Here is a 25,808-nt window from a genome sequence, read left to right on the forward strand (position 1 = left end):
GCATCCGGGAATCTGTAAACGATTTCCGGATTTTTAGTTGCCTTCGTTTTTAGTATTGGAAGAATTTACTCGGGCAATGATAATGAGGAAGCTACTGAAAAGGGTGCGAATATAGGAGGTTTATGGATGCATAATCATGATATTTTAATCAGAGTACGATATGCTCTCGATATAAAAAATAAAGATATGGTAGAGATTTTCAAACTTGGCGGCGTGAACGTGACACAAGAAGAAGTGATGGAGATGCTGACCAAGCCAAAAGAAGACGACTATGACGAATACGACGATGATGATGTCGACTTTTACGAATATGAAGACGAAGAAGATACAATCAAATGCAATAACAAGATGATGGAGTCCTTCTTGAATGGCCTGATCATTTTCAAAAGAGGGAAACAAGAGCCAAAACCGGGACAACCAGAGAGCCCGGCACCAACTGGCAAGGAAAGTGTGAACAACGTCCTACTGAAGAAATTGAAAATCGCGCTCACGCTAACAAGCGAGGATATGATTGAAATCCTGGGAGACGCAGGAGTCAACATAACCAAAGGGGAGCTAGGCGCCATTCTACGAAAAGAAGGCCACCGGAATTATAAACAGTGCGGAGACCGTTATGCTCGTAACTTCTTAAAAGGGTTAACTTTGAAGTATCGGGGATAAGTAAAACGCATCTGATTGTTTCAAGTTGTGCATAAGATGTGGATGAAGGCTTGAGTGATGAGGAGAGATTCTTGTTGCTTGAGCCTTTTTGTGTATAACTTTATTGGGTTAAATGTGTTAGAACACAATACTGTATTTTACATGAGCATTATAAAAGGTCTTCTGCACAGACAGCAAAATATAGCCAGATCAAAACGAATAATGAAGGCAGTCAGCCCTGAAATTAAAGAGCTCTGCCTTTTTTTATTTCCATATAAGTTCTGCATTGGAACCTTAGTGTACAATGATATAAAGTAGAGAAAAGATTGTGGAACTACAAGGGAAAAGGTGTGTCAGGGATGATTATATATGAGGCGATTAAAAGTGAATTTCTTCAAGATGTTTTTGAAGATAAATTAATAGATAATATCGTAAATAATTACGCGGAGAAAGTTGGCCGGATTAATAAAAGTGAATTAAGATCTTGGGATAATTCGATGAAATACATGCATCTTGTTCTGTTAGATAAGGAAATACCTGATGACGCTGGTGTCGCTATAGAATTCAAGATTCCTTATACATCAAAGCGTGTCGACTTCTTGATATCTGGCAGTAATGATACGAATCAATCTATTGTAATTGTTGAGCTTAAGCAATGGCAGGATATTGAGAAAGTGGATGGAAAAGAAGCGATTGTTAAGACATTCCTTGGTGGTGGAGTGAGGGAAACCACTCACCCATCTTATCAGGCATGGTCGTACGCGGCGCTAATTGAGGACTACAATGAAAATGTCCAGGATAATCAGATGGAGTTGTATCCATGTGCTTATTTGCATAACTATATTAAAGTGGATGACGATCCTATTATTGATGAAGGCTATCAATATTATGTGGAGAAGGCTCCCGTTTTTCGAAAAGGTGATGCGGCTAAGCTTCGAGAATTCATCAAGACTCATATTAAATTCGGGGATAATAAGGAAAACCTATACAAAATCGAGAATGGCAGGATCCGTCCCTCTAAATCTTTGCAGGATTCCCTCCTTAATATGTTGAAGGGAAATCAAGAATTCGTCATGATTGATGACCAGAAGGTTGTGTACGAAGCAGCAAAGATGCTGGCCAAAGAAGCGCAGAGATCGAATAAAAAGCAAGTGTTGATTGTCAAAGGCGGACCGGGCACCGGAAAATCCGTGTTGGCCATCAACCTCCTAGTGGAGTTGACGGCTCAAAACATGGTTTGCCAGTATGTGACCAAGAATGCCGCACCACGGGCCATCTATGCTAAAAAGCTAAAGAAGGATTTCCGTAAGGGCCATATTGATAACCTCTTTAAAGGGTCTGGGAGTTATATTGATGTTCCGGAAAACACATTCGATGTCTTGATTGTGGACGAGGCGCATCGTTTAAATGAAAAATCCGGGATGTTTAATCATCTTGGTGAGAACCAGATGAAGGAAATCATTGCTGCTTCTAATTTTTCCATCTTTTTCATTGACGAGCGCCAGCGTGTGACGTTAAAGGATGCTGGGAGCATTGAGACGATTCAACAATTTGCAGACCAATATAATGCCAGTGTATCGACTGCCTTATTGGATTCACAGTTCCGGTGCAACGGCTCGGATGGATATCTTGCATGGATTGATGATGTTCTTCAAATACGGAAAACAGCAAATGAAAGCTATATCGGCAGCAACTATGATTTTCGTGTATATAGTGATCCAGTCGAGATGAGGGATGAAATTTTCAGGCTGAATAAGGTGAATAACAAAGCCCGATTGTTAGCCGGTTATTGCTGGGATTGGAAGAAGGAAGGCAAGAACAACTCACAGATCCATGATATTGAACTGTCGGATCAATTCAGTATGAGCTGGAATCTCGGTAATTCAGACAGCTGGGCAATTGATGAAAACTCGGTTCAAGAAGTGGGCTGTATTCATACATCTCAAGGGCTGGAATTCGATTATGTGGGCGTGATTATTGGAGATGACATGTACTTCAGTGAAGAAAGAATTCAAACGGATTTTACAAAGAGAGCCAAAACCGACAGTTCTTTAAAAGGCATCAAGAAGCTATCAAAAGAAGAACCGGAGAAAGCGATGCAACTGGCTGATGAGATTATCCGGAATACCTATAGGACACTTCTAACTAGAGGGCAAAAAGGGTGTTTTGTCTACTGTACAGATAAGGATTTGGAAAACTATTTACTGAAGCGGCTTAGAGAAATCCAAGTACAGTACCAACCTAATGAGTTTTTCGAAAGGAAGACGACTGTAGCTGAGGAACCGGAGTCTTATGAGTGATGGATGCTTGGAATTCAATAAGGGGAACCGTATCATAAGTAAGTGCAGTATCTGAAAAGAATCACCTAGAACGTTAAAGTAAAGCGTTTCAGGTGGTTCTGTTATGATATACTCCGTAGTATCCACTTTAAAGATAAGGAAAACCCGACCTTGTTTAAAATTTTTGTTTGCATAATGTGTGAATGAAGGCTTGAGTGATAAGGATAAATTCTTATAGCTTGAGCCTTTTTGTGTATAAATTTTTTTATTTTGTTCCATTTTTTAAGAAGTAAAGCCTTTTCGCGTAAGGACAGTCGTACCTTTTGCTTTATACACGCTGTCACTACTTATACGTCTACAATATAAATGGAAGAATTACATCAAAGGACAACCTCCCGTTCATACTAATGTTGGGAGGTATACCAACTTATGATACATATATGGATGACTGGTCTTTTATTATTTGCTCAACCTGTTGAGCTTTCTGACAGCTTAACAGTGACCCAACAAGGGCAACCCATAGCTAGTGTTAACCGTGAAAATTTCACACTGCCCCTTCCTGGTACGCCAATGATTGATGATGAAAAATTTGGTACATTCATCGATAAGCTTGATCAACGAATCTACAGGGCCCCTATAGATGCTAGAATCAACAGTCAGGGGAAAATCGTCCCAGGACAGGTAGGGTATAAACTATATCGACAGGCATTAAAGGAGCAGTTTTATGCCTATTTCTTTGGTAAAGGTTCTTCCAAGATAGAGGTACCAAAAATGGATGTTTATCCAAAAGTGGATAGTGAGTTACTTGCTAACATACGGATACAAAAGATTGGTCAGTACGTGACTTATTTTAATTCTAACAATAAAAGTCGTTCGCAAAATATCTCACTTGCCGCAAAAGCAATTGACAATCACGTTGTTTTTCCTAATGAGACGTTCTCCTTTAACCAAGTTGTAGGGAAGAGGTCTAAAGGCAAGGGGTACATGAGTGCTCCCATTATCGTTAGAGGTGAATTGTCTGAAGGGGTTGGTGGAGGGATTTGTCAGGTGTCATCAACCTTGTATAATGCTGTCGACCGTGCAGGGCTACGAATTGTCGAGCGGTATTCCCATAGCAGGCATGTACCATATGTTCCATCCGGCCGGGATGCTACGGTAAGCTGGTATGGACCTGACTTTCGCTTTCAAAACAAGTATAACCAACCAGTTTTGATTAGGGCTAAACGATATGGAGGAAGTATGATTGTTACACTTTACTCCTCTGACGTGATTAATAACGAGCAAAAAGAAGTTCCCAAGGCTCCAGTTAAGTTACCGAAAGAAATCAAAATCGATCCATAATAAAGAAATCAATGAGGGAGCGATTGCTTGATGATGAGCAGTCGCTTTTTAACTTGTCGGATCCGAGGGTTCTATTTCAGGTTGCTTTTAATTGTATTATGAAAAGGAGTGGTATCATTAGCGACGAATTATTAATAAGAAGACATAATTATCGGAGGACAGCAGAGATGAATTGGCATGAACTGAAAGAGGAATCGGATATTAAGGATTTGCTGGAGCGATTCGGTTATTTTCATGATGGATGCTTGAGGGAAATGCATATGTGGACAGAAACTTATGTAGATGAAGATCTTTCAATGTCTGTTCCGGGAAAATTAGATACAAATGTAAAAATGTTATTTCAACGTCAATACAGCAATCCATCTGCAATTGAATTGCTTTTCGAAAGTGTAACGGGTATTCATATTATCCCGACGCCAGAAAATTATGATTCAATTATCAGAGATGCCACTATTTTAAAATGTAACCACAATTTTTATTGGGCAGATGACTCTAATTTTCACCCTGCAAAAGGAATGGAAAATAGCGTGAGTTGGATTGCAGCAAAAAAGCTTAAGTGGAGAGAAGCAAACGATTGGATGGGCAAGCAAAATCGATATGGGGATAATGAATAAGAAAGAGTAGAGTTTTAGATATCAATAGAGTATTGATAAGATTTATTATTTTCAGTTCTGATAGTTACTATAACTTTACATTGATTTGACCAAATACTTAATTTGGTACTCATATTTAGCCCCCAGTTCGATGACGGTTTAACTGTAGTGTTACCTAAGTTTTTGAGAGCTTCTTTAGAAAATTTTTTATATAGAGATTCTTTTTTATATATTTGAACTTGCTCAATAGACACATTTTCCTTGGTTTCTAAATTAAGAAGGGTTATTGATAAACTATTAATTACATTTAATAGTAGAAGAGCTAGATTTATATAAATATAAATTTGGACGATCCGATATTGTTACTTTTCTTGAGGTACTAATTCCTTCAATTGTTGCTGTTATTGTAATTGTACCTTCTGATAAACTATTTAATACACCATTTTTATCAATTGTAGCGACTGATTCATCAGAACTATTCCAGACTACGTTTTGATTAGTGGCGTTCTCTGGATGTATATTAGCTGTTGATTCTTTGCGTTTTTAATAGAAACAGGGGCAATAATTTCAATTTTTGAGACAGCAATTTTTTCTACAGGGACTGCTCGTCGTACTTCTATTGTGTTTCCACTTGCGTCTACTACTTCATATGTTACTAAGTATTTTCCTTCAAAGTTTGTATCTACTGAACCACTTGTTTTAATAGTTTCAGTAATGTCACCGTCATTATTGTCAGAAGCACTAATACCTGTTAAGGGATTAAATTCGTCATTAAAATTGATTTGTGTGTTCTGAACACCAGAGATATTAGGCTAGATTATATCAATAACGGTAATTGTACGAGTAACTGTTACTTTATTCTTTACTTTATCGGTAACAGAATAAGTGAGCTTATAGGTACCAGCCTTTTTGGTATTCACAATACCAGAAACAGAGATACAGCTTAAGATTTAACTTTTTTGTGTCCAAAATATTGACTCAATCCATATTTAGTTTTATTAATCTGCTTCTTTTGTATAAAGTTTCTTCCAAATAGAAAATTATTATATTACTATTTTCCTTCCCAAAAAAAATGAAATAGTATATATTAATGAAATAATTGGTAGTGAGGTAAGAGAAAGGAAGAAATCTTATAATGGAATATTGTACCCAATGCGGTCACAAACTAGAATTTGGTCAAGCTTTTTGTACAAATTGCGGAACAAGGCCTGAAAATCAAGCAAATTCAATGCCTAATTCTTCAATAAAGCTAAAGGAAGAAAGGTCAATAGTAAGGAAGAACAACATACTAACTAATAAGAAAACAAAAGTTGTCACTTTTTCAATTATCGGTATGGTATTGCTTTTCGTTATTGCATACTTTGTTGTGAATGCTTTAAAGGAGCCGGAAATGGCTGTTGAAAGTTCAAGTGAGAAGTCTAATGAGGAAGGTCCCAATCCCCATTTAGACGATGAAGAGGAAAATGGAGAAAAAATAGCGAATAATGATGAAGAGGTAATGTTAGAACGTTATACAAAGCAATTAGAAAGACTAAGAATCGTTAGTGAAGGACAGGACATCACGGTCGGTGACTGGGATATTAATCATAATAACAATACATTATACTTTGAAGCTAAAAATATCCCATCAGAAGACTTGGAAAGTATTTTTTCTCTTTATGATGATGGCGACATAGATCCTACAAACACATGGGCAAAAGAAGTAGTTAGCATAGTTGAAGAGCTTGCTGGTGAATTACATACAGATTGGAATATAGAAGTAGGGAATAATTGTGTAACTCAATACCCAAATAAGCTTTCTTCATCAGATTTAATGGGTTACTCCGGTTCATGTGGTTACTCTATTCCGGTATTAACAGGATCAGATAAAGCTAGCTTAGCATTAATTGTTAACGATGAAGTATTTTCTTCTCCTGCAAGTGCTGATTCTGAATCGAATAACGAAACATCTTCAGGTACAGAAGCTGATAATGCAAGTGAGGTTGGCTCTTTTATTAAAAAATATATAGAGGCCAGTGTTACGGCAATTAATCGGAAAGAGTTTTCGCTTGTAGAACCGTACATTGATCCGAGTGGAAAGACATATAAAGAACAAAAAGAGTATACAACCCATTTAAACAAAAAAAATATTACAGAAGAACTTATGAATCTTGAGGTGGAAAAGATATCAAAGGTAGATGAATCCACTTATGAAGTAGCAACATATGCAGCGTATAAAATAATAGGCAGCGATAACTCAATACAGTATAAGAATTTTAATAGTGTTCATAAGGTAAAGTTTTTGGAGGATGGAGAGTTAGCTGTAAATGAGCTTCTTAGTTCAACCGAAGTCAAAAGAGACTAATATAGTTATGCAATACGACCTTTTTAAGTAAAACGACGGAAAATTGAAGAGGCAGAAATGTTATTAAATCAACATTTCTGCCTCTTCAATTTTTATATTGTTATTGAAAAATCCACCTTTTCACTCTATTAATATCTTATCTGTAAAAGATAGTATTTTATGAGCATTTATTCTTTTGTAGATTGCAAAGTATACTAAATTAGAGTTTAATAGAAAAGTGGTTAAATCTTAATGCGTATTTTGTACTATCATTACAGTGTTAATAAAGAAAAGGGGTTTGTTTTTTTGTGTTTACTGTGTTCCTGAGAGAAGCTAACCAAGAATCGCTACTGGAAGTTGGGTCTAAAGCATTACACTTGGCGAACATCATAAATGAGGGGGTTCATATCCCCAATGGATTTGTTCTCAAAGCAGGTGCTTTAAAAAGATTTATGAAAGAAAATGCTTTACATAATCAAGTACATAAAGAGGAATTCATTGATGTATTCATGGAGGCGCCTCTTCCGAAAGATATAGAAAAGGAAGTATTATCTTCCTATGAAAAGTTGAAGGAACTAACAGGTTCCAAAGAATTGGCAGTGGCTGTTAGGTCATCATCTTCTGCGGAAGATTTAAAGGACGCTTCCTTCGCAGGTCAATATGAGACAATCTTGAACGTTTGTGATGAAGAACAATTGCTTTATGCAGTCAAACAATGCTGGGCATCCCTGTTCTCCGATCGTGTTCGTGAATATGCGACACAAAAAGATATTTCTTTAGATGCTTTTCCGATGGGGATTTTAATTCAGCAAATGGTGTATCCCGATGTGTCCGGAGTGATCTTTAGTCTGAACCCCATTACTCAAGATACGAATGAAATCATTATTAATGCGAGTTATGGCTTGGGTGAAGCCATTGTTTCAGGAATTGTGACCCCCGACACTTTCATCGTGAATAAAGAAACGAAGTCTATTATGAAAGATTTAGGTCTTAAAGAAGTGAAGATATTGCCTCTTGATAATCAAATCATTGAAGTGGAAACGACACCGGAAGAAAGTGACGCCTACTGTCTTAATGAAGAGAGCATTTTATCTTTAGAGTCTGTAACAAGTAAACTAGAGGCATTTTATGAATTTCCTGTTGATATAGAGTTTGCCATTAAAGATGACATGATTTTCGTTCTTCAATCTAGACCCATTACATCTTAGAATTAAGGAGAGTGCGAAAAATATGTTGAATACTGAAAATTTTCGAAGTGAATTAATGCTTAACGAAGAGGATAAACAAAATGGATTTTGGTTTCTAGATGAATTGCATCTACCCGGTTCTTTAACCCCCCTGTTTGCGTCTTACATGGCACCAGCCGTTACAGAAGGGACAAAAAAAGCTTATGAAACATTGAAACTTCCCATCCATCAATTCCAAATCAAGATTTCTGATTCTCACTATTATCAGAATACCGTTTCATATCAAGGGGATATTGCAAAACGGTTGGAAGAAAATGCAATGGCTATAGAAGCATTGTTGCCAAACTTAAGTGATATATTCTGGAATTATATGAATCAAGAGTTAATACCGTACTTTAACACACTGGACCAATACCGTAAAAATGGCTTTACTTTGGCAGAAGCAAAGGGAATCCTTATAGAATTATTTGAATTTTTCAAACGCGCATGGGAGATTCACTTCGAGGTCGTTATGCCTAGAGGCTCTGTTGGTTTACTTTTAGAAGATGCCTATAAGAATTTAACGGGTGATACGAATACGACCTATGTGTATGATCTCCTTGAAGGTGTGATGAACAAATCATTAGAAACGGATCGAGTTTTATGGAAGCTTGCGAAGGTGGCTATTGCGTCACCTGAAGTATCGAACTGTTTTGCTTCAGTTCCTAATGAAGATTTAGTGATGGAGCTTACAGCATCTCCTCAAGGCCAAACTTTCCTGAAACAAGTCCAAGATGCTTTAGAAATTTACGGATGGCGCATCGCGAATTCCCATGAGTTTTCTGATGAAACATGGGTCGAGAATCCTGAATATGCCTTAGCTGTCATTTCTGAATATATGAAGAAAGACTTCGACTTTGATGAAGAATTTGCACGTGTTGTAGCGGAACGAGAACATAAAGTGTCCGCTCTGTTAGAGAAGTATCCGGAGAGTGAAGCAAAAGCAAGGTTCAAGCAGATCCATGACTGGGCGTTAGCCTATTGGGGTGTTGATGAAGATCATCACTTCTACATTGATGCCATGCTTCCGGCTAAAGCTCGAATGGTTTTATTGGAAGTGGGAGCACTCTTAGTTGAAGCAAAGGCAATCAAAGAGAATTGCGATATCTTCTTTTTATACCTGGATGAGTTAGTGGAGTTAGTGAATAACCCAAGAGATATGACCACCAAAATTGTTGAGCGTAAGGCTGAACATGAGCAAAATTCGAAGAAAGAGATTCCTCAGACATACGGTGTGCCCCCACAAGAGGAAGCTGCGCCTGTTATCGAAAGAATCTTTGGAACAAGAGCGGCGGAAGTGGATGAACAAGAACAAAGCTTTAAAGGATATGCGGCCTCAAAAGGAGTCCATACGGGTACGGTGAAAATCGTTCGGGATCAGAATGATTTTTCTAAAGTTCAGAAGGGGGATGTACTCGTTTGTAAAACCACACTCCCACCATGGACCGTGCTATTTTCTATATCCGGGGCTGTTGTCACGGATGCAGGTGGAATCCTGTCCCACGCCGGAACGGTTGCCCGTGAATACAAGCTTCCAGCCGTTTTAGGTACAAAAGTGGCAACGCAAATGTTAGAAGACGGTGATATCGTACGTGTGGATGGAACAAATGGAGTCGTGTACATTGTTAAAGAAAAGTAACAATATTCCTTTGCTTGCGATTTTAACGGGGGCTTTTCTAGTCCCGTTGAATTCTACAATGATAACGATAGGTTTATCTACTATCATGGACGCCTTTCAGACGAATGTAGCAAATGTCTCCTGGATTGTGACGGTGTATCTCATTATCATGATCGTAGCCCAACCAATAGCAGGAAAACTCGGGGATATGTATGGAACACGCAAATTGTTCTTACTGGGATTGCTTTTATTTCTAGTGGCTTCGTTAGTATGTGTCTATGCACCTAATTTACTGGTATTGATCATTGGTAGAGGCATTCAAGCTTTGGGCGGGGCTTTGATTACGCCGAATGGCACGGCGATCATTCGCCTTATCACACCTAAGTCAAAGTTAACCAAGGCATTCGGTGTGTTTGGGTTTGCGATGTCCATTGGGGCGGCACTCGGCCCACTCATTGGGGCCATGCTAATTAGTGGATGGGGTTGGCATGCCACCTTTTGGATAAACATTCCTTTAGCTGTTTTATCATTCTTTATCGCTTATATATTCTTACCGGATATCGAACCGAAAAGTCGTACTGCATTAGATATACATGGTTCACTTCTATTAGGTACATTCTTAACGGTTCTTGTCCTGATCGTGACAAATGGATGGTACAGGAATGGTTGGCTATGGTTGGTCTTCATATTATCTTTCGTTCTATTTGTATATAGAGAGAAGCGATATGGCAATCCAATCATTGATTTTTCACTCTTTAAAGACGCCAGTTTTACAAGTGCAAATCTATCGATCCTACTGAACAATGCCATCATGTATTGCACCATTTTAATAATGCCGATGGTGCTAGAAAGAGATGCCGGATACTCTATCGGTTCGATAGGACTTCTTTTGTTTGTATTCTCGTTAGCTATCTCGATCGCATCATGGCTAGGTGGATATGTAGAAGGCAAGATTGGAAAGGGTAGGACCGTTGGAATATCTTTTGGCCTATTAATTCTGGCATTAGGATTGTATGTTATCCTTCCAACGATTGATACATTAGTCTTTGCTGGTTTGATTTTATTTCTAGGTGGAATTGGCTCGGGATTGGGCGTTCCTTCCATGCAAGCGGCGTCTCTTGAATCCGTTGCGAAGGAATTAACAGGGGTAGCTTCCGGTATTTATTCCATGTTTCGCTACTTCGGTTCAATAGCCGCATCGGTCATTATCAGCCTACAAATTCATTACTCAGTGACTATGTATATTTTGATTGCATTTTCGATATTAGGCTTGATTGTATCGAAAGGCATGTTCATCCGTGTGAAAAAAGAAGAAAAGAATGCAAACACACACATCTCATAGCTTTTTGCTGTGTTCAGAAAGTAGACAAACCTGAAAATCGGTTTGTCTACTTTTTTTATGGTTTGTACCATATGGACGTTGATTTCCACTCCAGGCACTCGCTTTCCGCGGGCGGTCCGCGAGCCTCCTCGGCTTACGCCTGCGGTGTCTCTCGTAGACGCGCTTTGCCCGCAGGAGTCTCGTGCCTTCCATTCCAATCAACTATGTTTTATCTCGTAGATCGAACCTTTTTCCTAAAGTCATGAATGTTGAATATGAGGACGTTGATTTCCACTCCAGGCACTCGCTTTCCGCGGGCGGTCCGCGAGCCTCCTCGGCTTACGCCTGCGGGGTCTCCCGTAGACACGCTTTGCCCGCAGGAGTCTCGTACCTTCCGTTCCAATCAACTAAGTTTTACCTCGTAGATCGAAGCCTGTTTTCCTAAAGTCATGAATGTTGCATATAAGGAGTAGATTTCCACTCCAGGCACTCGCTTTCCGCGGGCGGTCCGCGAGCCTCCTTGGCTTACGCCTGCGGTGTCTCCCGTAGACGCGCGTTTCCCGCAGGAGTCTCGTGCCTTCCGTTCCACTCAACTATTTGTTACCTCATAGATATAATCCTTATCCCTGACCTGAATCTTAAACGCACGCTCCTTATCCAGAAACAAAAACTAAATATGTATATCATTGACAGTTATATCGGCCGCTGATACAATAAGTGTATCAACAGTCGATATAACGTTAGACGATAGGTGGGGGAATGATGGAAGATAAGGCTCCTTTGACAGAGGGTGTTTATTACATCCTTTTATCTTTATATGAACCAAGGCATGGGTATGGGATTATGCAATTTGTTTCCGAACTTAGCGATGCTCGTGTTGAGCTTGGTCCTGGAACGATTTATGGTGCGATTAAGACATTGGTGAAGCGAAAATGGATTGTTGCATTAGATGAGGATGGACGAAAAAAGGAATATGTTATTACGGATGCTGGGAAGCTGATGGTGGAAAGTGAAATGAAACGACTCCATGAGTTGTATCATAACGGTTTACTCATTACGAAAGGGGAGAACCAGCTGTGAAGAAAGTAAGGTATCGCTTTTACTTGGATTACGAAAAAGAATAAAAAGTGGATCAATGAGATGGCTACGCACGGTTGGCACCTTGAGAAGTTTTCTTTGGGTCGGTTCACCTTTACAAAGGGGGAGCCTGGTGCTTTCCTTTACCGCAATGAATTTATCATGGGAAAGTCTAAAAGTGAGATGAAGGATTATTTTGACTTGCTTGAAGACAGTGGAATCACTATTATTCATGAATTTGGTGGCTGGGTGTACATGAAAAAAGTAGCATCTGAAGGTCCGTTTGAACTATATACAGATACACAATCAAGGATCGATTATTATAAGCGCATGTTGAATATTTTTCTTTTACTCTTTTTTATAAATGTCTGGTCGGGTATTGTGAACGTAGGTATTTTAGGGGAACAATCACTGCCGGAATTCTTTAACTCAGCTGTTGGTATTCTTAACATTGCCGTAGCATTGCTTATCGCCATTCCCATTATAAAAATCATTCAACGGAAAAGGGCATTGAAGAAAAGCCAGCAGTTTTTTGAATGAGCTAACACATCCATTGAATTCAAGGAGAAAGTAAAAAAGGTCTGAGTCCGATGAATAATCGAACGCAGACCTATCTATTTAATCAAGGAGTTACTTTACATATTCCTGTTTTAGTCATTTTGTTTAGGTGTTGGTTTGAAAATAGACAGCAGGTAAATCACTAAACCGACAATACCGATTCCTGCAATCGTGATGAACGATCCACCAGTGTAGAAGCCACTACCGAAGTAGAAGATTTCACGTAATCCTTCAGACGCAAAGCGGATTGGAACCCAAGGGCGTATGAAGTTCACGAAGAAATCGGGTAGCATTTCTAGTGGTGTCATTAATACACCCATACCTAGAAGCATGACAACCATGAATAACGTGATGGCTGGTTTACCGATCCATGCCGTAATGGCTGATACTAATAGGAAGAAACAGAATGCTGCAAACGATACGAAGAATGCAACTAGTAAGTAACTTGGCATGTTAATACCGGCGATGGACGCTAATGTCGAAACTGTAAAGCCAGAGAATAGGGCGATGATCACGCCGAATAATACTTGACCACCCATTAAGCGTAATGTTTGTTTGCGTGTTAAGTTTTCTTTCTTAGTGATGTTTGATATGGCTAAGAATAGGATGAAACCGCCGATTAAGGCACCTACCCAAGCAGGTACGGCCATTAATGTTGGTGCACTACCATTTGCCGTTGAGGCTGTGATTTCATTAAACACTTTTTCTTCGGAAACGATTGGGTTCACTAATACAGCTGCTTGGGCTGCATCAATTTGTTGACCATCCATTTGCTTGATGAAATTTGTAGAATATTGATTATTTAATTGGGTAACTAAGCCGTTTAATGCAGTTTTCGCAAAGTTAGCACCCGTCATGTTATATCCTTGATTAATATAAATTTTCAACTGTGCTGATTTGTTATACTTCACGGCATTTTGTAAGCTATCGTTATAGCCTTCAGGAATGACCAATGCGGCATAGTACTGTTTATCATCGAATAGATCTTCAATATTTTCTTCTTTTTCCTTTGTAAAAGCTAACATCGGTTCTTCGCCATCCGTGCCTTTACTCATTTGTTCAACGGCTGATTGGACAGCGTCTACATGTGCTCCTTCATCGTTGACAATAAGGGCAACCGGTAAATTTCTTACTTTCGGGTTACCTTGGGCGAATAAGTTTACCGAAAATAGAGCGATAATTAATATAACCGCGATGGGAGCAGCCCATGCTAGTTTATTTTTAAATAGTCTCAATGTATATCATCCTTTCTCAATTTTCAACATGTTGTTCAGTGGTATGTATATATCTTATAGTTTTTAGGACCATATAAGCAATGAACAAAAGTGAACAGATTGTTCAATTTTAGGACGGAGGTGATGATGATGAGCATGTATGCAGAGAAAAATCGAAAAACTAAACAGCTCATTCAAACGTCGTTTATACATATCTTAGAAGAAAAGTCCTTTGATTCAATTACGGTAGGGGACATTACGAAAACGGCACAAATTAACCGTGGAACATTTTATTTGCACTATCAAGATAAGTTCGATTTGCTAGATCGAATCGAACAGCAGTTGTTTGAGGACTTAGGCAATCATATTGATGAATTGCAATCGCGCTATTCATCGACTCATACGTTTGAAAAAGGACAGGAGCAATTAGCGGCTGCCTTATTTAGCTCCATTAAAATGCATGCGCCCTTATTGAAGATATTTTTAAGCAATCATGGGAGAACAGGTTTCCACCTTCGATTTCGAGATGCCTTTTCCGAAAAAGTGCGTGTTAATTTAGAGAAAAATGAAAGCTTCCATGCATCCAATTTAAAAGTGCCCATGGACTACTTTCTATCCTTCATTACGTCTGCTTTTTTAGGATTGATCGAGCAATGGGTACAAAATGATTTAGATAAACCCCCTCAGGAAATGACCGAATTATATATTGATATCATTTCCTATATTCAAAAGAAATAACCAGATACGAAGACTCGAAACAAATTGCATACTGATGGTGTTTCACAAGGATATTGAAGAAAATTTGGGGATCTGAGTTAACTTTACTGAAAAAATAAGACGGCTTAAGCTCATATCAAAGAGCTCAAGCCGTTTTATTAGTTATAAAAGCGATTTGCAGAGGGATTAATAAAGGATGTTGGGATAATGATTTTTGGTTCCATTAGCAAATCTTTACCACTGGCAAAGGATTTTTTTGAATCCAGAAGAAATAAGCAAATCTTGCCTGTGGGGTCCTAAAATATAATCAGTACATCGGTTTCTAACTTATAAAATTCAAAGCATTGAAGTTAAATGTTAGAAAGTACAAGGTACTCCAGCCTTCATCACCATTCCATCAAGATTGTGTTCGATTTCTTTTTCTAACCAAAGGGCTAGGGAAATTAGCTTTTCTAGCTCGATATTAGTGTTGATTTCCATTTCATGAAACATATTTACCATATCTTCTGTACAAACATTACCTACGGCTTTTGGCGCAAAAGGACAACCCCCTAATCCACCAATAGAGGAGTCAAAATGACGAACTCCCGCTTGGTAGCCCGCTAGAGTATTTGCAAGTCCAAGCCCTCTTGTATTATGAAAATGAAGAGCAAGACGAGTAGAGACTCCGAAGCTCTTATAAAAGTATCCAATTAGTTCATCAACTTGTTTTGGATTTGCCATTCCGGTTGTATCGGCTAACGTAATTTCTTTACAGCCTGCTTCTAGAAATTTTTCTGCTATACTAATTACTCTTTCTTTTGGAACAACTCCATCATAGGGACAGCCAAACGCAGTTCCTATCACTCCAATCATTTCGATACCGGCTTCTACCCCGGTACGAATCACCCTAGAAAGTTCACTTATGGATTCTTCAACTGTTCTTTTAGAATTTTTTTGATTAAATGTATTACTTGATGCTATTGCTACATTTAAAAAGTCTACATTTGACTTCAGTGATCGGTCTAATCCTGATTGACTAAGAACCAATCCTCCATATAATACTTCTTTAACTCTTGTAATTTGTTCCATAACTTCTTCTGCATCTGCCATTTGCTTTATAATTTTAGGATTTACAAATGAAACACATTCAATTTTCTTTACACCGGTTGTGGCAAGTTGGTTAATAAGTTCTACCTTCTTATTAGTTGATAATATTTTTTTTTCATTTTGTAAACCGTCGCGTGGACCAACTTCACTGATAAAAATCATTTATACGCCTCCTTTAGTTTTTACTTTTCTAAAAATATTTAATAAAATTGTATACAATTTTTCATTTTTTGTAAATATTTTCATTGGATTTTGAGATAAAGTAGAAAAATGTATACAAAAAGCAAGGTGTAATCATACACCTTGCTTTTTGGAAATCTGAATATTATTTAATTTACTGTAATGCACAACACGATCTCGGCCGTGGTATAAGTGGCTGGCCATTATTACTCTGGCTTGCTCTGCATCACCATTCTTTATCGCTATAATCAGGCTATTATGATGCTGAATCGAAGTTTTTAAATCGTCTTCGTCAAACCAGTAAAATCCTCGATATAAAACAGGAATGGCTACTAATGTACTTAAAATATTTTTTACATAACTGCTTTTGGACATTGATACAATGATTTCGTGAAATTGACTATTCGATTGTAAAATAGCATCAGTTTCTTTTTTTTTGACTTTAATACCATGTTCAATGGCGGTTCTGTACTTCGTATTCGCTTCTTCCAATCTGGTTATTTGCTGGCTTTCTCTATTTAATGCCGCTAAAGAGGCGGTATATCCTTCTACAACTGCACGTAAATTATAGGCGTCTATAATGTCTTCGAGTGTGTAATTTCTGACTGTTACACCACGATTGGGAGTGTGAATTAACAGTCCTTCTACCGTTAATCTACGTATTGCCTCTCTGAGCGGTGTACGACTTACATGAAGTGTACTTGCTAGTTTTTCTTCTCCGAGTTTCTCTCCAGGTGCTAAAACCCCATTAAGGATATCTTCTCGAATCTTAGCATAAACATCCATAACTGTAATTCTCCTTTGAGGGTAAAGATTTTAAATTAATTAAAAACTAGATTACTTTTAAAAATACTCTATTAGATTATATCAAAAAATTAAATTTTGTATACAATCTAAAAAAAGAAGATGATAAACTTATCAGAATTTTTAGAAATATTATTGACGATTGCTCTAGTAGTCTGTAATATATCAATTAAATATAAAAAAACACTTACAAAATTTAACTTTAATTGTATACAAAATGAGCGGGGTGCTATTTATGAGTGAAGTGAACGAAAGCTTACCTTTACAGGGAATACGTGTATTGGAACTAGGTACACTTTTAGCCGGTCCATTCACTGGACGTCTTTTGGGGGACTTTGGAGCTGAGGTAATTAAGGTTGAGCCGCCTGATAAAGCGGATCCAATGAGACAGTGGGGAAAACAAAAGGATGGACATGGTCTATGGTGGCCGATTCAATCTCGAAATAAAAAGTCAGTCACCTTGAACTTACGTGTGGAACAGGGACAGGAGATATTTAAGGATCTTGTTAAAGATGCAGATGTTGTTATTGAGAATTTCCGTCCAGGTACGATGGAAAAATGGGGATTATCCTATGAGGAATTATCTGAGATAAATCCTGGAATCATTATGGTTAGGACTTCGGGGTTTGGACAAACAGGACCATATAAGGGCCGTGCTGGTTTCGGGAGTGTTGGTGAAGCAATGGGTGGTCTGCGTTATGTAACTGGCTTCCCAGATCGGGCTCCAGCACGAATTGGGATATCAATAGGAGATACATTAGCTGCTTTATTCGCTACGATAGGATGTTTAACGGCTTTAAATGAAAGACACTCATCCGGTAGGGGCCAAGTGGTTGATACCGCCCTATATGAGTCTGTCTTTTCGGTAATGGAAAGTATCATTCCGGATTATCTACTAGCTGATTATGTACGTGAAAGAATGGGTAATATCTTACCTGGTGTTGCACCTTCTAACATATACAAAACGGAGGATGAGACCTACATTGTCATTGGAGCAAATGCAGATGGGGTATTTAAGCGTCTCTGCCTAGCTATGCAACAACCTGAGTTATTTGAAAATTCAAAGTATTCGACTCATCATGCTAGAAGTGAAAATATGGCTGAGCTCGATAAAATTATTGAATCGTGGACGAGGACTTTATCAGCGAAAGATTGTTTAGAAATACTTGAAGTAAACGGGGTTCCAAGTGGCCTCATTTATTCCGCTAAAGAAATTATTGAAGATCCACAATATAAAGAGAGGGAAATGATCATTCATGTTAAACATGAGGAGTTAGGTGAATTTCCAATGCCAGGGGTTGTTCCAAAATTAAGCCGGACACCTGGTAAGGTCAAGCATGTAGGTGCAATCTCTATGGGGCAGCATAATCAAGAAGTCTATAGCGATCTATTGGGCTATGATCAAGCAAAAGTAGAAGACTTGAAAAAAAATAATATTATCTAATGGCAGCCATTTGATGGCTTCGTGCAAGGGGTCGAAAAGTAAAACGTTCAGACAGAAATTTAGGAACTTTGGACCAAAGTATTCCAAATATATCTAAGGATTTTGAGTTGAATACTCTGCCCAATATGCTATTTGAAGAAAAGGTACAGCTCTTTTTGAAGGAAGTTTATGATAATTTTTAAATTAGATGCTTACCGCAGAGATATGTTGTTCAAGGGTCTTGATGAGATTGGTATGACTATTGAATATTCTAATAAAATAGAAGCATTTGAAGATAAACATTCCATTTTTTATCAAATTCATTTTAATTTTATTAGAGGAGTGATTGGATGTCTCAATCTTTCGAAGGGTTCGGCGATTCTTCTGGTTTCGGTTCAAGGCCAGCCATTATTGTTGTCGACTTTATCAAAGGATTTACAGATACTGCTTCTGCATTGGGATCTGATTTAACGAGCCAGTTGGAAGCAACGAAAAAGCTACTATACCATGCTAGAAGTAAGGCAATTCCCATTGTATTCACAACGGTCAACTACGAACCTCATTTTCGTGATGGTGGATATTTTATAAAAAAAGTGCCTGCATTAAAACTACTAACGGCAGATAGCAAGTGGGTAAATGTTGATGAAAAGCTAGAACGAGATGAAAAATCAGAGCCTCTTATTGTAAAAAAATTCGCTAGTTCCTTTTTTGGAACTCATCTTCATTCATTCTTAACGAGTGAAAGAGTAGATACCGCCATTATCGTAGGCTGTACGACATCAGGTTGTGTGCGTGCAACTGCAGTCGATGCATTACAGTATGGCTTCAGGGTAGTGGTACCAGAGGCATGTGTTGGTGACAGGTCGATTGAAGCGCATAAAGCCAATTTGTACGATATTCAAACTAAATATGGTGATGTGACATCCTTAGAAGTTGTAATAGATTATATAAGTCAATTAAATTAAGGGGGGAACAAAAATGTATCGTGTAGCTGTTGATGTTGGAGGAACTTTTACGGATATTGTTCTACAAAATGAGGATACTGGTAGTATTTATGTATCAAAAGTACCTTCTACCACCTCTGATCAATCGATTGGACTCATGCATGGAATTAAAAAGGTTTGTAAGGAAGTCGGAATCGAACTTGCACAAATCAAAACTATTATCCACGGAACTACTGTAGCAACGAATGCTGTGCTAGAAGGAAAAGGTGCAAAAGTAGGGTTACTAACTACAGCTGGATTTGAGCAAGTTCTTCATGTTGCACGTTCTTGGACGCCAGCGCCAATTAGCGCCTGGATTGGATTTCTAAAACCAGAACCACTAGCGGACCTAGTTAATACTCGCGGGGTGAGAGAACGAGTTTCAGCTTCCGGTGATGTTCTGCATGAGTTAGATGAAGATGATATTAAGGAACAAATAATAGATTTATATAATCAGGGCATAGAGAGTTTAACGATAAGTTTAATAAACTCTTATTCCAATCCTGTGCACGAAAATCGTATTAAGGAGATTGCTCAGAGCATTAACCCAGACATTCCGGTTACAATATCTTATGATATTTTACCGGAATTTCGTGAATATGAAAGAACCCTTACGACGGTTATGAATTCCTACGTTCGCCCTCCTATGCAAAGATATCTAACTAATATTGAGGATAAGGTTAAAGCTGAAAAGATGGATAGTCGTGTTAGTATTGTTCGCTCAGACGGTGGATTAATGAGTATACCGGGAGCTGCCACTCGGCCAGTACATACTATGTTATCTGGACCCTCAGGCGGAGTAACTGCTTCTGCAATGATTGGTAATCAGATTGGGCATAAAAATGTTATTTCATTTGATATGGGTGGGACCTCAACGGATGTTTCATTAACATATAACGGAATTCCAAAGGTTGCCCGCGAAACGAAGGTTGGCGTATTTCCAGTAAAAGCTCCATCGCTTGAGGTTGAGACAGTGGGTGCAGGAGGTGGATCAATCTCACACGTGCCACCAACTGGGGCACTTCGTGTCGGACCGCAAAGTGCGGGGTCAGAACCTGGTCCTGCATGTTATGGCCGAGGAGGCATAGAACCTACTGTTACTGATGCCAATGTTGTCCTAGGCTACTTACCGCCAAGTTTAGTCGGGGGAGAAATGAGTTTGGATATAGAGGCATCTAAACAAGCAGTAAACAAGGTGGCCCAGAATTTAGGAATTGATCTATACCGTGCAGCTAAAGGTATATATGACATTGTTAATGAGAATATGTATGGAGCGATTAGAGTCGTTTCCGTGGAAAAAGGTCATGATCCTCGTCAATTTGCATTAGTAGCATTAGGGGGAGCTGGACCTCTTCATGGTAATGCGTTAGGGAATTTATCTGGGACGTTCCCAGTCATTGTTCCTCCAACTCCAGGCGTATTATCAGCATTAGGATTCTTACAATCTGACATAAGAAATGAATATTCTAAGACATTCATTAGGATATTAAGCGAAGTAGATACAGAAACAATTGTAGATGAATTGGAAAGTCTAGGCAGTGATGCGAGACAATGGCTTCATGATGAAGGAGTTACTGCAGAAAACCAAATAGTTAATCATGAAGTCGATGTAAAGTACTACCGTCAAGGTCATGAGATTGCTTTGCGTGTAGACCTTCAAGAGTTATTAGAATCTGGTTTAAATCTGATTAAAAATAAGTTTGACGAAATTCATGAGACTATTTATGGATTTAAAATGGATATTGATATTGAGGTTGTGAATTTGCGAGCGGTAGCAATCGGGAAAATATCCTCACTATCTATTCCTGCTAGTGAGTCAAGTGATTCAAATGCCAGTCATGCGGTAATTGAGCCAAACCATGAGGCATACTTCGATGGGGAATTTGTAAAGACTCCATTGTATGATAGAGAATTACTTAAACCGAATAATGTGTTGTATGGACCTGCAATCGTCACACAAAAGGATAGTACCACCTTAGTTTTACCTGGATTTGTAGCAACAGTGGATAAGTATATGAATCTATTAATCTCTAAGGAGGTCGAAAGTGATGAATGTCAAAACAAGAGTTGATTCTATAACCGTTGATATTATTGAAAATGCTTTGAAGAATATTAAGGAAGAAATGGATGTTATTCTTTTTCGCTCTGCCATGTCACCTGTTATTCGAGAGCAGCATGATTGTTTTCCAATGATTACAGATCCTGAAGGGAAAATGGTTGTTGGTAATTTTGGATCACATGTCCCAGAAGTTATTGCCCATTTCCCTGAAGGTGTTCACGAAGGAGATGTCATCTTCTTGAGTGATCCATATAGCTGCGGAGGGTCTGTTTCACACGTAAACGATTGGATGGTAATTATCCCTATTTTCCACAAACAGAAAATTGTAGGGTATGCGTCCATGTTTGGCCATGTAATGGATGTGGGTGGACCAATTCCATCTAGTATGCCTGTAGCAGCAACCTCTATTTTTGGTGAAGGCGTTCGTTTTCCTCCGGTAAAATTATATGATCAAGGAAAATTAAACGATGCAATAATAAAGATTCTTAAAACAAACAGTCGTACTCCAATAGAAAATTATAGTGACTTAATGGGAATTGTCGCTTCGTGTCGTACAGCTGAAAAAAGAGTGAAAGAAGTTTGTGATCGTTTTGGTTCTGACGTGTATCTTTATGCTTTGGACCATTTGTTAGACCGGACAAAGATTATGATGGAGCACTTAATCACCAATTTTTTACCTGAAAAACCTGTTTCTTTTGAAGATTATATTGATAGTGATGGATTAGGAAATGGTCCATTTAAGATGAAGTTAACCATCTGGCGAGAGGGTGAACAAGCCTACTTTGACTGGACTGGAACCGATTCTCAGGCACCCGGACCTATTAATTATTATTTAAGCGAAAATATGTTTAAAATGTTCATTGGGGCATTCTTAATATCTGTGTTTGATCCTGCAATCATGTTTAATGATGGCTTTTATGACAATCTTCATATCAAAACACCTGAAGGGAGCCTATTACGTCCAGAATATCCCGCAGCATTAGGGTGTCGTACACATGCTCTAAGTCGTCTCTTCGATGTTTTAAGTGGTGCACTCTCTCTGAATTCTCCTGAAAGCAACCCGGCTGCAGGATATGGAACAAGTCCTTACTTTATCTATTCTGGTCGTGATGAAAAAAATAGAGATTTCCATCTGATGGAGGTTATGTACGGAGGTTTGCCAGGAAGACCAATTGGAGATGGCCTGGACGGACATTCATGGTGGCCGGCATTCGTTAATATTCCTACAGAATATTTGGAAACTTACTATCCACTACGAGTGGAATATTATCGAACAGGTAAGGATTCGGGAGGTGCTGGATTACATCGTGGAGGAAATTGTAACGAAAAGCTATATACTTTCTTATCGTCAGGAACAGTGTCGATACATGATGATCGTGCCAATATACAGCCATGGGGAATAAATGGCGGTGAGCCAGGTTCATCCTCATACAAAATACTAATTAAAAATGACGGGCAGGAAAAAATAGTGTTAGAGTCAAAAGTAGACAATATTGAGGTCGTGAAAGGAGACCAACTTTTATTTGTTACAGGTGGGAGTGGAGGTTGGGGGGATCCATTATCCAGGGATTCTGAAAAAGTTAGATTGGATGTTATCCGTCAATTAGCAAGTATAGAGAAGGCAAAAGAATCCTATGGTGTGGTATTGGATCCTCAAACCTATGAAATTCACCAAGTACAGACAGAGGCATTACGTCAAGAAATTCGCAACTCACGTGGAGAACTAAAAAGCTTTGATTATGGAAATCGTGATGAAGTTGTAGCAAATAGTCAAATATAGAATTAGATATTTCTAATTAAATAATGTTTAGTCCTCTATTGGAGGGCTGATTTTTTTGTGGCTCTTTACCAATTACGGTGAACGAGATTGCTATTTCCTAGAAAAAACAGTGAGCAGTCAACTTGTCATTTCAAACAAACGCATCCAAAAGCAATGGCAGGAAGCACCACAAAAAAGAGACGGTCAGGAAGAGGAAGAGTTGCGTTTAAAGCTAGAAAATGAAAGACAAGAAGTGTTGGGGAAGTTAAGTTTCATGATGCCAAAAGATCAAGCATATACGGAGCTGGACCTGAAATTTAAAGAGTTAACGAAACAAATAAAGGAGCTTCGTTAACGAATAGCTACATTTAATCAAAAAAGCAGAAGGTGCTTGGGGACACCTTCTGCTTTTCAACCTTTAACCTTTTAAGAAATCAGCTTTAGCGAAAGCAGGGTTCGGGTATTTATAGAAGCCTTCTCCTGCTGCTCTGCCTGTTTTCCCTTTGTCGATGTATTCCGTTTTCAAGAGGTTAGCCAATTTCACGAAATGTGGATCGCCTGCTTGAGCCTTTGCATTGGCAATGTTATAGGCGGTGGTGATTCCCACTACGTCCAAGATGGCGAAAGGTCCGAGTGGAGCTCCTGTTGCAATCATCCATGTCTTGTCGATGGTTGCAGGGTCGGCGACTTCATTCAATAGGAGTCCTTGGCCTGCTTCCAAGAACGGAACCAATAAAGAGTTCAAGATATAGCCGGGTTGCTCTTTATGTAATGGGAGGGCAACCATTCCGATCGCTTTTGCGAAATCAATCACTTCATCAAAAAACTGGTCATTTGTCCCAGGGTGCTTCATGACTTCAGCGGTATTGTTTTTCCAGATTTCATTCGCAAAGTGTAAGGCGAGGAATTTCTCGGGACGGCCTGTCGCTTCTGCAAATTGACTTGGCAATAATGTCGAAGAGTTCGTTGCAAAAACGGTTTTCTCAGGCGCAACTTTTCCTAATTCCGTATAAAAATCAGTTTTAATCTGAACGACTTCTGGAATCGCTTCAATCACAAGATCCGCATCCGCTACAGCTTTTGCAAGATCGGAGTGGAAAGTAAGACGGTCATAAGCGACGTTTAAATCTTCGTCTGTTGCCCCTAAATCTTCTTTATAATACGGCTTCAAGTTCGTGATTCTTTCTTTGGCACGTTCTAAAGCATCGTCGTTAATGTCATATATCGTTACATTGAATTTTCCTACGTAAGCAGTTTGGAAGGCTATCTGACTTCCTAAAACGCCGCTTCCGGCAACTGTGATTTTTTTGTAATTCATCATCGTAAAAACCCCTTTTTCGTTAGTTATCCTCGTTTGTTTAAGCTTTCATGAATGAAATGCAGGGATAGACTTGATGTTTTTAAGTATTCCCGTAAACGACCTTAATAAACGCAAAGACAAATCCGGACGCATGTCTAAAGTTCTATTTAATTTTAACAAAAAAAGGGGAATAAAGTCCTTTTGGAAACCTTGTTATCCCTTTTTTTACTCCCTGACTTATTTGTCTTTTGCCCCTGGGAAAAGCGTTATTTTATTTAGGTCTATAGCAACGGGGAAGAAGAAATAATAGAGAATATCGATAGGAGGAATAGTAGATGACTAAAACGATTTTCATCACGGGAGCAGGCAGTGGGCTTGGGAGAGGAACGGCATTAGGATTAGCGAAGAGAGGGCACCACGTGATTGCGACGACCGAAATCACATCCCAGAAAACGGATCTAATGCGAGAAGCACAGGAGCAAGGCCTGAATATGGACGTGCTCAAATTGGATATCACGAATGAACGGGACAGAGCTCTGATTGATGTGTATGATTTTGACGTGTTTGTGGCCAATGCTGCTATCAACGAAGGCGGTGCACTAGGGGAAGTGCCGATGGATCGGTTCCGGGCGATTTTCGAAGTGAATGTGTTTGCGACACTTGAATCCGTTCAACATGCAGCAAGGAAGCTTGTCAAGAAAGGAAGCGGAAAAATCGTGTTCTTGAGTTCGATGGCCGGAATTATCACGACACCATTCGGAGGTCCCTATGCGACAACCAAACATGCCATCGAGGGTATGGCGTTAACCTTGAAGGATGAGCTTGAGCCATTTGGGGTCCAGGTGGCGACCATTAATCCGGGTGCCTATAATACGGGCTTCAACGACAGGGCTGCAGAGGAGAAATGGAAGTGGTTCGATGAGGCACGCAACTTTACACGGAAGGAAGACATGGAGAAACAGGATGCCGGATTAAAGAACCAACTTGATCCGGAAGACATGATTTGAGAAGATGATTGAAATCATCCCGGCCGACCACCATAAATTCCGTACAGCCTATCCGGAAAAAACGGAAAAACAAATGAAGCAAACCGAACAGGATCGTTGGGATATGGAGATTTGATGAAACGAATAAAAAGCACTCATTTTGAGCCATTCAAAATGAGTGCTTTTTTATGCGGTCTTTAGGCATGCCTGTACCGCCAGATAGAAGAGCCCTACTACCTACAAAAAATCCAAAGTCAATCAAAAGTGGGTTTCATGCCCTATTACTTATTGCTTTTTTCAAAATACTCTGTTTAGAGTA

General features: G+C 39.0%; 23 protein-coding genes and 2 pseudogenes. 17 read left to right on the forward strand and 8 right to left on the reverse strand.

What is annotated here, in order from left to right; genetic code table 11:
* Positions 1 to 126: 126 nt before the first annotated feature.
* The 4 genes from ACQKIC_RS05155 (at position 127) to ACQKIC_RS05170 (ending at position 4,873) form a co-directional block, all read left to right on the forward strand.
* Positions 127 to 660: a DUF1456 family protein gene (locus ACQKIC_RS05155; protein WP_427591573.1), complete on the forward strand. Its 534-nt coding sequence runs from the start codon at positions 127 to 129 to the stop codon at positions 658 to 660.
* A gap of 338 nt (positions 661 to 998) precedes the next feature.
* Positions 999 to 2,939 (forward strand): DNA/RNA helicase domain-containing protein, encoded by a 1,941-nt coding sequence (locus ACQKIC_RS05160; RefSeq protein ID WP_427591571.1) that lies wholly within the window; start codon positions 999 to 1,001, stop codon positions 2,937 to 2,939.
* A gap of 408 nt (positions 2,940 to 3,347) precedes the next feature.
* Entirely contained in the window at positions 3,348 to 4,259 is a 912-nt protein-coding gene (locus ACQKIC_RS05165; RefSeq protein WP_402989039.1) for a VanW family protein, read from the forward strand.
* A gap of 167 nt (positions 4,260 to 4,426) precedes the next feature.
* Entirely contained in the window at positions 4,427 to 4,873 is a 447-nt protein-coding gene (locus tag ACQKIC_RS05170; RefSeq protein WP_427668543.1) for a hypothetical protein, read from the forward strand.
* Between the two features lie 276 nt (positions 4,874 to 5,149).
* On the opposite strand, the gene ACQKIC_RS05175 is transcribed toward ACQKIC_RS05170, so the two are convergent.
* From ACQKIC_RS05175 to ACQKIC_RS05185, 3 genes are read right to left on the reverse strand one after another with little or no spacing between them, the layout of a single operon-like run.
* Positions 5,150 to 5,371 carry an Ig-like domain-containing protein gene (locus ACQKIC_RS05175; RefSeq protein WP_427591662.1) on the reverse strand — a complete coding sequence of 74 codons (222 nt, stop codon included), beginning with the start codon at positions 5,369 to 5,371 and terminating at the stop codon, positions 5,150 to 5,152.
* Complete coding sequence (locus ACQKIC_RS05180) at positions 5,338 to 5,658, reverse strand: immunoglobulin-like domain-containing protein (protein ID WP_427591661.1); 321 nt, start codon at positions 5,656 to 5,658, stop codon at positions 5,338 to 5,340. Before ACQKIC_RS05180 ends, ACQKIC_RS05175 begins: the two co-directional genes overlap by 34 nt.
* 6 nt (positions 5,659 to 5,664) lie before the next feature.
* A complete protein-coding gene (locus tag ACQKIC_RS05185; protein ID WP_427651390.1) occupies positions 5,665 to 5,802 on the reverse strand; it encodes an immunoglobulin-like domain-containing protein in 138 nt (45 codons plus the stop codon).
* Positions 5,803 to 5,987: 185 nt separating this feature from the next.
* On the opposite strand from ACQKIC_RS05185, the gene ACQKIC_RS05190 reads away from it, so the two are divergent.
* The 4 genes from ACQKIC_RS05190 (at position 5,988) to ACQKIC_RS05205 (ending at position 11,361) form a co-directional block, all read left to right on the forward strand.
* Positions 5,988 to 7,196, forward strand: a complete 1,209-nt coding sequence (locus ACQKIC_RS05190) for a TcaA NTF2-like domain-containing protein (RefSeq protein ID WP_427591567.1) — start codon at positions 5,988 to 5,990, stop codon at positions 7,194 to 7,196.
* Positions 7,197 to 7,483: 287 nt separating this feature from the next.
* Positions 7,484 to 8,383, forward strand: a complete 900-nt coding sequence (locus ACQKIC_RS05195; RefSeq protein ID WP_427591563.1) for a PEP/pyruvate-binding domain-containing protein — start codon at positions 7,484 to 7,486, stop codon at positions 8,381 to 8,383.
* A gap of 25 nt (positions 8,384 to 8,408) precedes the next feature.
* A complete protein-coding gene (locus tag ACQKIC_RS05200) occupies positions 8,409 to 10,040 on the forward strand; it encodes a PEP-utilizing enzyme (protein ID WP_427668545.1) in 1,632 nt (543 codons plus the stop codon).
* Positions 10,024 to 11,361, forward strand: a complete 1,338-nt coding sequence (locus ACQKIC_RS05205; protein ID WP_427591560.1) for an MFS transporter — start codon at positions 10,024 to 10,026, stop codon at positions 11,359 to 11,361. Before ACQKIC_RS05200 ends, ACQKIC_RS05205 begins: the two co-directional genes overlap by 17 nt.
* 382 nt (positions 11,362 to 11,743) lie before the next feature.
* Here the strand turns inward: ACQKIC_RS05205 and ACQKIC_RS05210 are convergent, their stop codons facing one another.
* Positions 11,744 to 11,929, reverse strand: a complete 186-nt coding sequence (locus tag ACQKIC_RS05210; RefSeq protein WP_427668547.1) for a hypothetical protein — start codon at positions 11,927 to 11,929, stop codon at positions 11,744 to 11,746.
* Between the two features lie 173 nt (positions 11,930 to 12,102).
* Between ACQKIC_RS05210 and ACQKIC_RS05215 the strand changes: the two genes are divergently transcribed.
* Both ACQKIC_RS05215 and ACQKIC_RS05220 read left to right on the forward strand, forming a co-directional pair.
* Positions 12,103 to 12,420 (forward strand): PadR family transcriptional regulator, encoded by a 318-nt coding sequence (locus tag ACQKIC_RS05215; RefSeq protein WP_427651351.1) that lies wholly within the window; start codon positions 12,103 to 12,105, stop codon positions 12,418 to 12,420.
* A gap of 27 nt (positions 12,421 to 12,447) precedes the next feature.
* The gene (locus ACQKIC_RS05220) at positions 12,448 to 12,957 is read left to right on the forward strand and encodes a DUF2812 domain-containing protein (RefSeq protein WP_427668564.1); all 510 of its coding nucleotides are present in this window, start codon (positions 12,448 to 12,450) and stop codon (positions 12,955 to 12,957) included.
* A 110-nt stretch (positions 12,958 to 13,067) separates the two neighbouring features.
* On the opposite strand, the gene ACQKIC_RS05225 is transcribed toward ACQKIC_RS05220, so the two are convergent.
* Positions 13,068 to 14,210, reverse strand: coding sequence for an ABC transporter permease (locus ACQKIC_RS05225; RefSeq protein ID WP_427591557.1), 1,143 nt, complete (start codon positions 14,208 to 14,210; stop codon positions 13,068 to 13,070).
* Positions 14,211 to 14,339: 129 nt separating this feature from the next.
* Here ACQKIC_RS05225 and ACQKIC_RS05230 point away from each other — a divergent pair, with 129 nt between their 5' ends.
* Positions 14,340 to 14,927 carry a TetR/AcrR family transcriptional regulator gene (locus ACQKIC_RS05230; protein WP_402989021.1) on the forward strand — a complete coding sequence of 196 codons (588 nt, stop codon included), beginning with the start codon at positions 14,340 to 14,342 and terminating at the stop codon, positions 14,925 to 14,927.
* A gap of 336 nt (positions 14,928 to 15,263) precedes the next feature.
* Here ACQKIC_RS05230 and ACQKIC_RS05235 read toward each other — a convergent pair whose 3' ends face one another.
* Entirely contained in the window at positions 15,264 to 16,157 is an 894-nt protein-coding gene (locus tag ACQKIC_RS05235) for a hydroxymethylglutaryl-CoA lyase (protein WP_427591553.1), read from the reverse strand.
* A gap of 132 nt (positions 16,158 to 16,289) precedes the next feature.
* On the reverse strand, positions 16,290 to 16,961 hold the full coding sequence (locus ACQKIC_RS05240) for a GntR family transcriptional regulator (protein ID WP_403124974.1): 672 nt from the start codon (positions 16,959 to 16,961) through the stop codon (positions 16,290 to 16,292).
* 253 nt (positions 16,962 to 17,214) lie between these two features.
* On the opposite strand from ACQKIC_RS05240, the gene ACQKIC_RS05245 reads away from it, so the two are divergent.
* The 5 genes and pseudogenes from ACQKIC_RS05245 to ACQKIC_RS05265 form a co-directional block, all read left to right on the forward strand.
* The gene (locus ACQKIC_RS05245) at positions 17,215 to 18,423 is read left to right on the forward strand and encodes a CaiB/BaiF CoA transferase family protein (protein WP_403124971.1); all 1,209 of its coding nucleotides are present in this window, start codon (positions 17,215 to 17,217) and stop codon (positions 18,421 to 18,423) included.
* A 329-nt stretch (positions 18,424 to 18,752) separates the two neighbouring features.
* The gene (locus ACQKIC_RS05250) at positions 18,753 to 19,367 is read left to right on the forward strand and encodes an isochorismatase family protein (protein WP_403124968.1); all 615 of its coding nucleotides are present in this window, start codon (positions 18,753 to 18,755) and stop codon (positions 19,365 to 19,367) included.
* 13 nt (positions 19,368 to 19,380) lie between these two features.
* On the forward strand, positions 19,381 to 21,456 hold the full coding sequence (locus tag ACQKIC_RS05255) for a hydantoinase/oxoprolinase family protein (RefSeq protein WP_403124965.1): 2,076 nt from the start codon (positions 19,381 to 19,383) through the stop codon (positions 21,454 to 21,456).
* Positions 21,434 to 23,224, forward strand: a complete 1,791-nt coding sequence (locus tag ACQKIC_RS05260; protein WP_427591551.1) for a hydantoinase B/oxoprolinase family protein — start codon at positions 21,434 to 21,436, stop codon at positions 23,222 to 23,224. Before ACQKIC_RS05255 ends, ACQKIC_RS05260 begins: the two co-directional genes overlap by 23 nt.
* Before the next feature lie 85 nt (positions 23,225 to 23,309).
* Positions 23,310 to 23,558, forward strand: a pseudogene (locus ACQKIC_RS05265) (ABC transporter ATP-binding protein); the annotation flags it as partial.
* 63 nt (positions 23,559 to 23,621) lie between these two features.
* Here ACQKIC_RS05265 and ACQKIC_RS05270 read toward each other — a convergent pair.
* On the reverse strand, positions 23,622 to 24,521 hold the full coding sequence (locus tag ACQKIC_RS05270; RefSeq protein ID WP_427591659.1) for a 3-hydroxyacyl-CoA dehydrogenase: 900 nt from the start codon (positions 24,519 to 24,521) through the stop codon (positions 23,622 to 23,624).
* Between the two features lie 317 nt (positions 24,522 to 24,838).
* Here ACQKIC_RS05270 and ACQKIC_RS05275 point away from each other — a divergent pair.
* A pseudogene (locus ACQKIC_RS05275) lies at positions 24,839 to 25,625 on the forward strand (SDR family oxidoreductase).
* Positions 25,626 to 25,808 lie beyond the last annotated feature (183 nt).

This window comes from Peribacillus sp. NPDC046944 (assembly GCF_050272735.1).
Classification (GTDB): domain Bacteria; phylum Bacillota; class Bacilli; order Bacillales; family DSM-1321; genus Peribacillus.

Excerpts from the sequence above, each read along its gene's own strand:
- ACQKIC_RS05155 (WP_427591573.1), top strand. The coding sequence starts at position 127 with ATGCATAATCATGATATTTTAATCAGAGTACGATATGCTCTCGATATA.
- ACQKIC_RS05160 (WP_427591571.1), top strand. The coding sequence starts at position 999 with ATGATTATATATGAGGCGATTAAAAGTGAATTTCTTCAAGATGTTTTT.
- ACQKIC_RS05165 (WP_402989039.1), top strand. The coding sequence starts at position 3,348 with ATGATACATATATGGATGACTGGTCTTTTATTATTTGCTCAACCTGTT.
- ACQKIC_RS05170 (WP_427668543.1), top strand. The coding sequence starts at position 4,427 with ATGAATTGGCATGAACTGAAAGAGGAATCGGATATTAAGGATTTGCTG.
- ACQKIC_RS05190 (WP_427591567.1), top strand. The coding sequence starts at position 5,988 with ATGGAATATTGTACCCAATGCGGTCACAAACTAGAATTTGGTCAAGCT.
- ACQKIC_RS05215 (WP_427651351.1), top strand. The coding sequence starts at position 12,103 with ATGGAAGATAAGGCTCCTTTGACAGAGGGTGTTTATTACATCCTTTTA.
- ACQKIC_RS05230 (WP_402989021.1), top strand. The coding sequence starts at position 14,340 with ATGAGCATGTATGCAGAGAAAAATCGAAAAACTAAACAGCTCATTCAA.
- ACQKIC_RS05235 (WP_427591553.1), bottom strand. The coding sequence starts at position 16,157 with ATGATTTTTATCAGTGAAGTTGGTCCACGCGACGGTTTACAAAATGAA.
- ACQKIC_RS05240 (WP_403124974.1), bottom strand. The coding sequence starts at position 16,961 with ATGGATGTTTATGCTAAGATTCGAGAAGATATCCTTAATGGGGTTTTA.
- ACQKIC_RS05245 (WP_403124971.1), top strand. The coding sequence starts at position 17,215 with ATGAGTGAAGTGAACGAAAGCTTACCTTTACAGGGAATACGTGTATTG.
- ACQKIC_RS05250 (WP_403124968.1), top strand. The coding sequence starts at position 18,753 with ATGTCTCAATCTTTCGAAGGGTTCGGCGATTCTTCTGGTTTCGGTTCA.
- ACQKIC_RS05255 (WP_403124965.1), top strand. The coding sequence starts at position 19,381 with ATGTATCGTGTAGCTGTTGATGTTGGAGGAACTTTTACGGATATTGTT.
- ACQKIC_RS05260 (WP_427591551.1), top strand. The coding sequence starts at position 21,434 with ATGAATGTCAAAACAAGAGTTGATTCTATAACCGTTGATATTATTGAA.
- ACQKIC_RS05270 (WP_427591659.1), bottom strand. The coding sequence starts at position 24,521 with ATGAATTACAAAAAAATCACAGTTGCCGGAAGCGGCGTTTTAGGAAGT.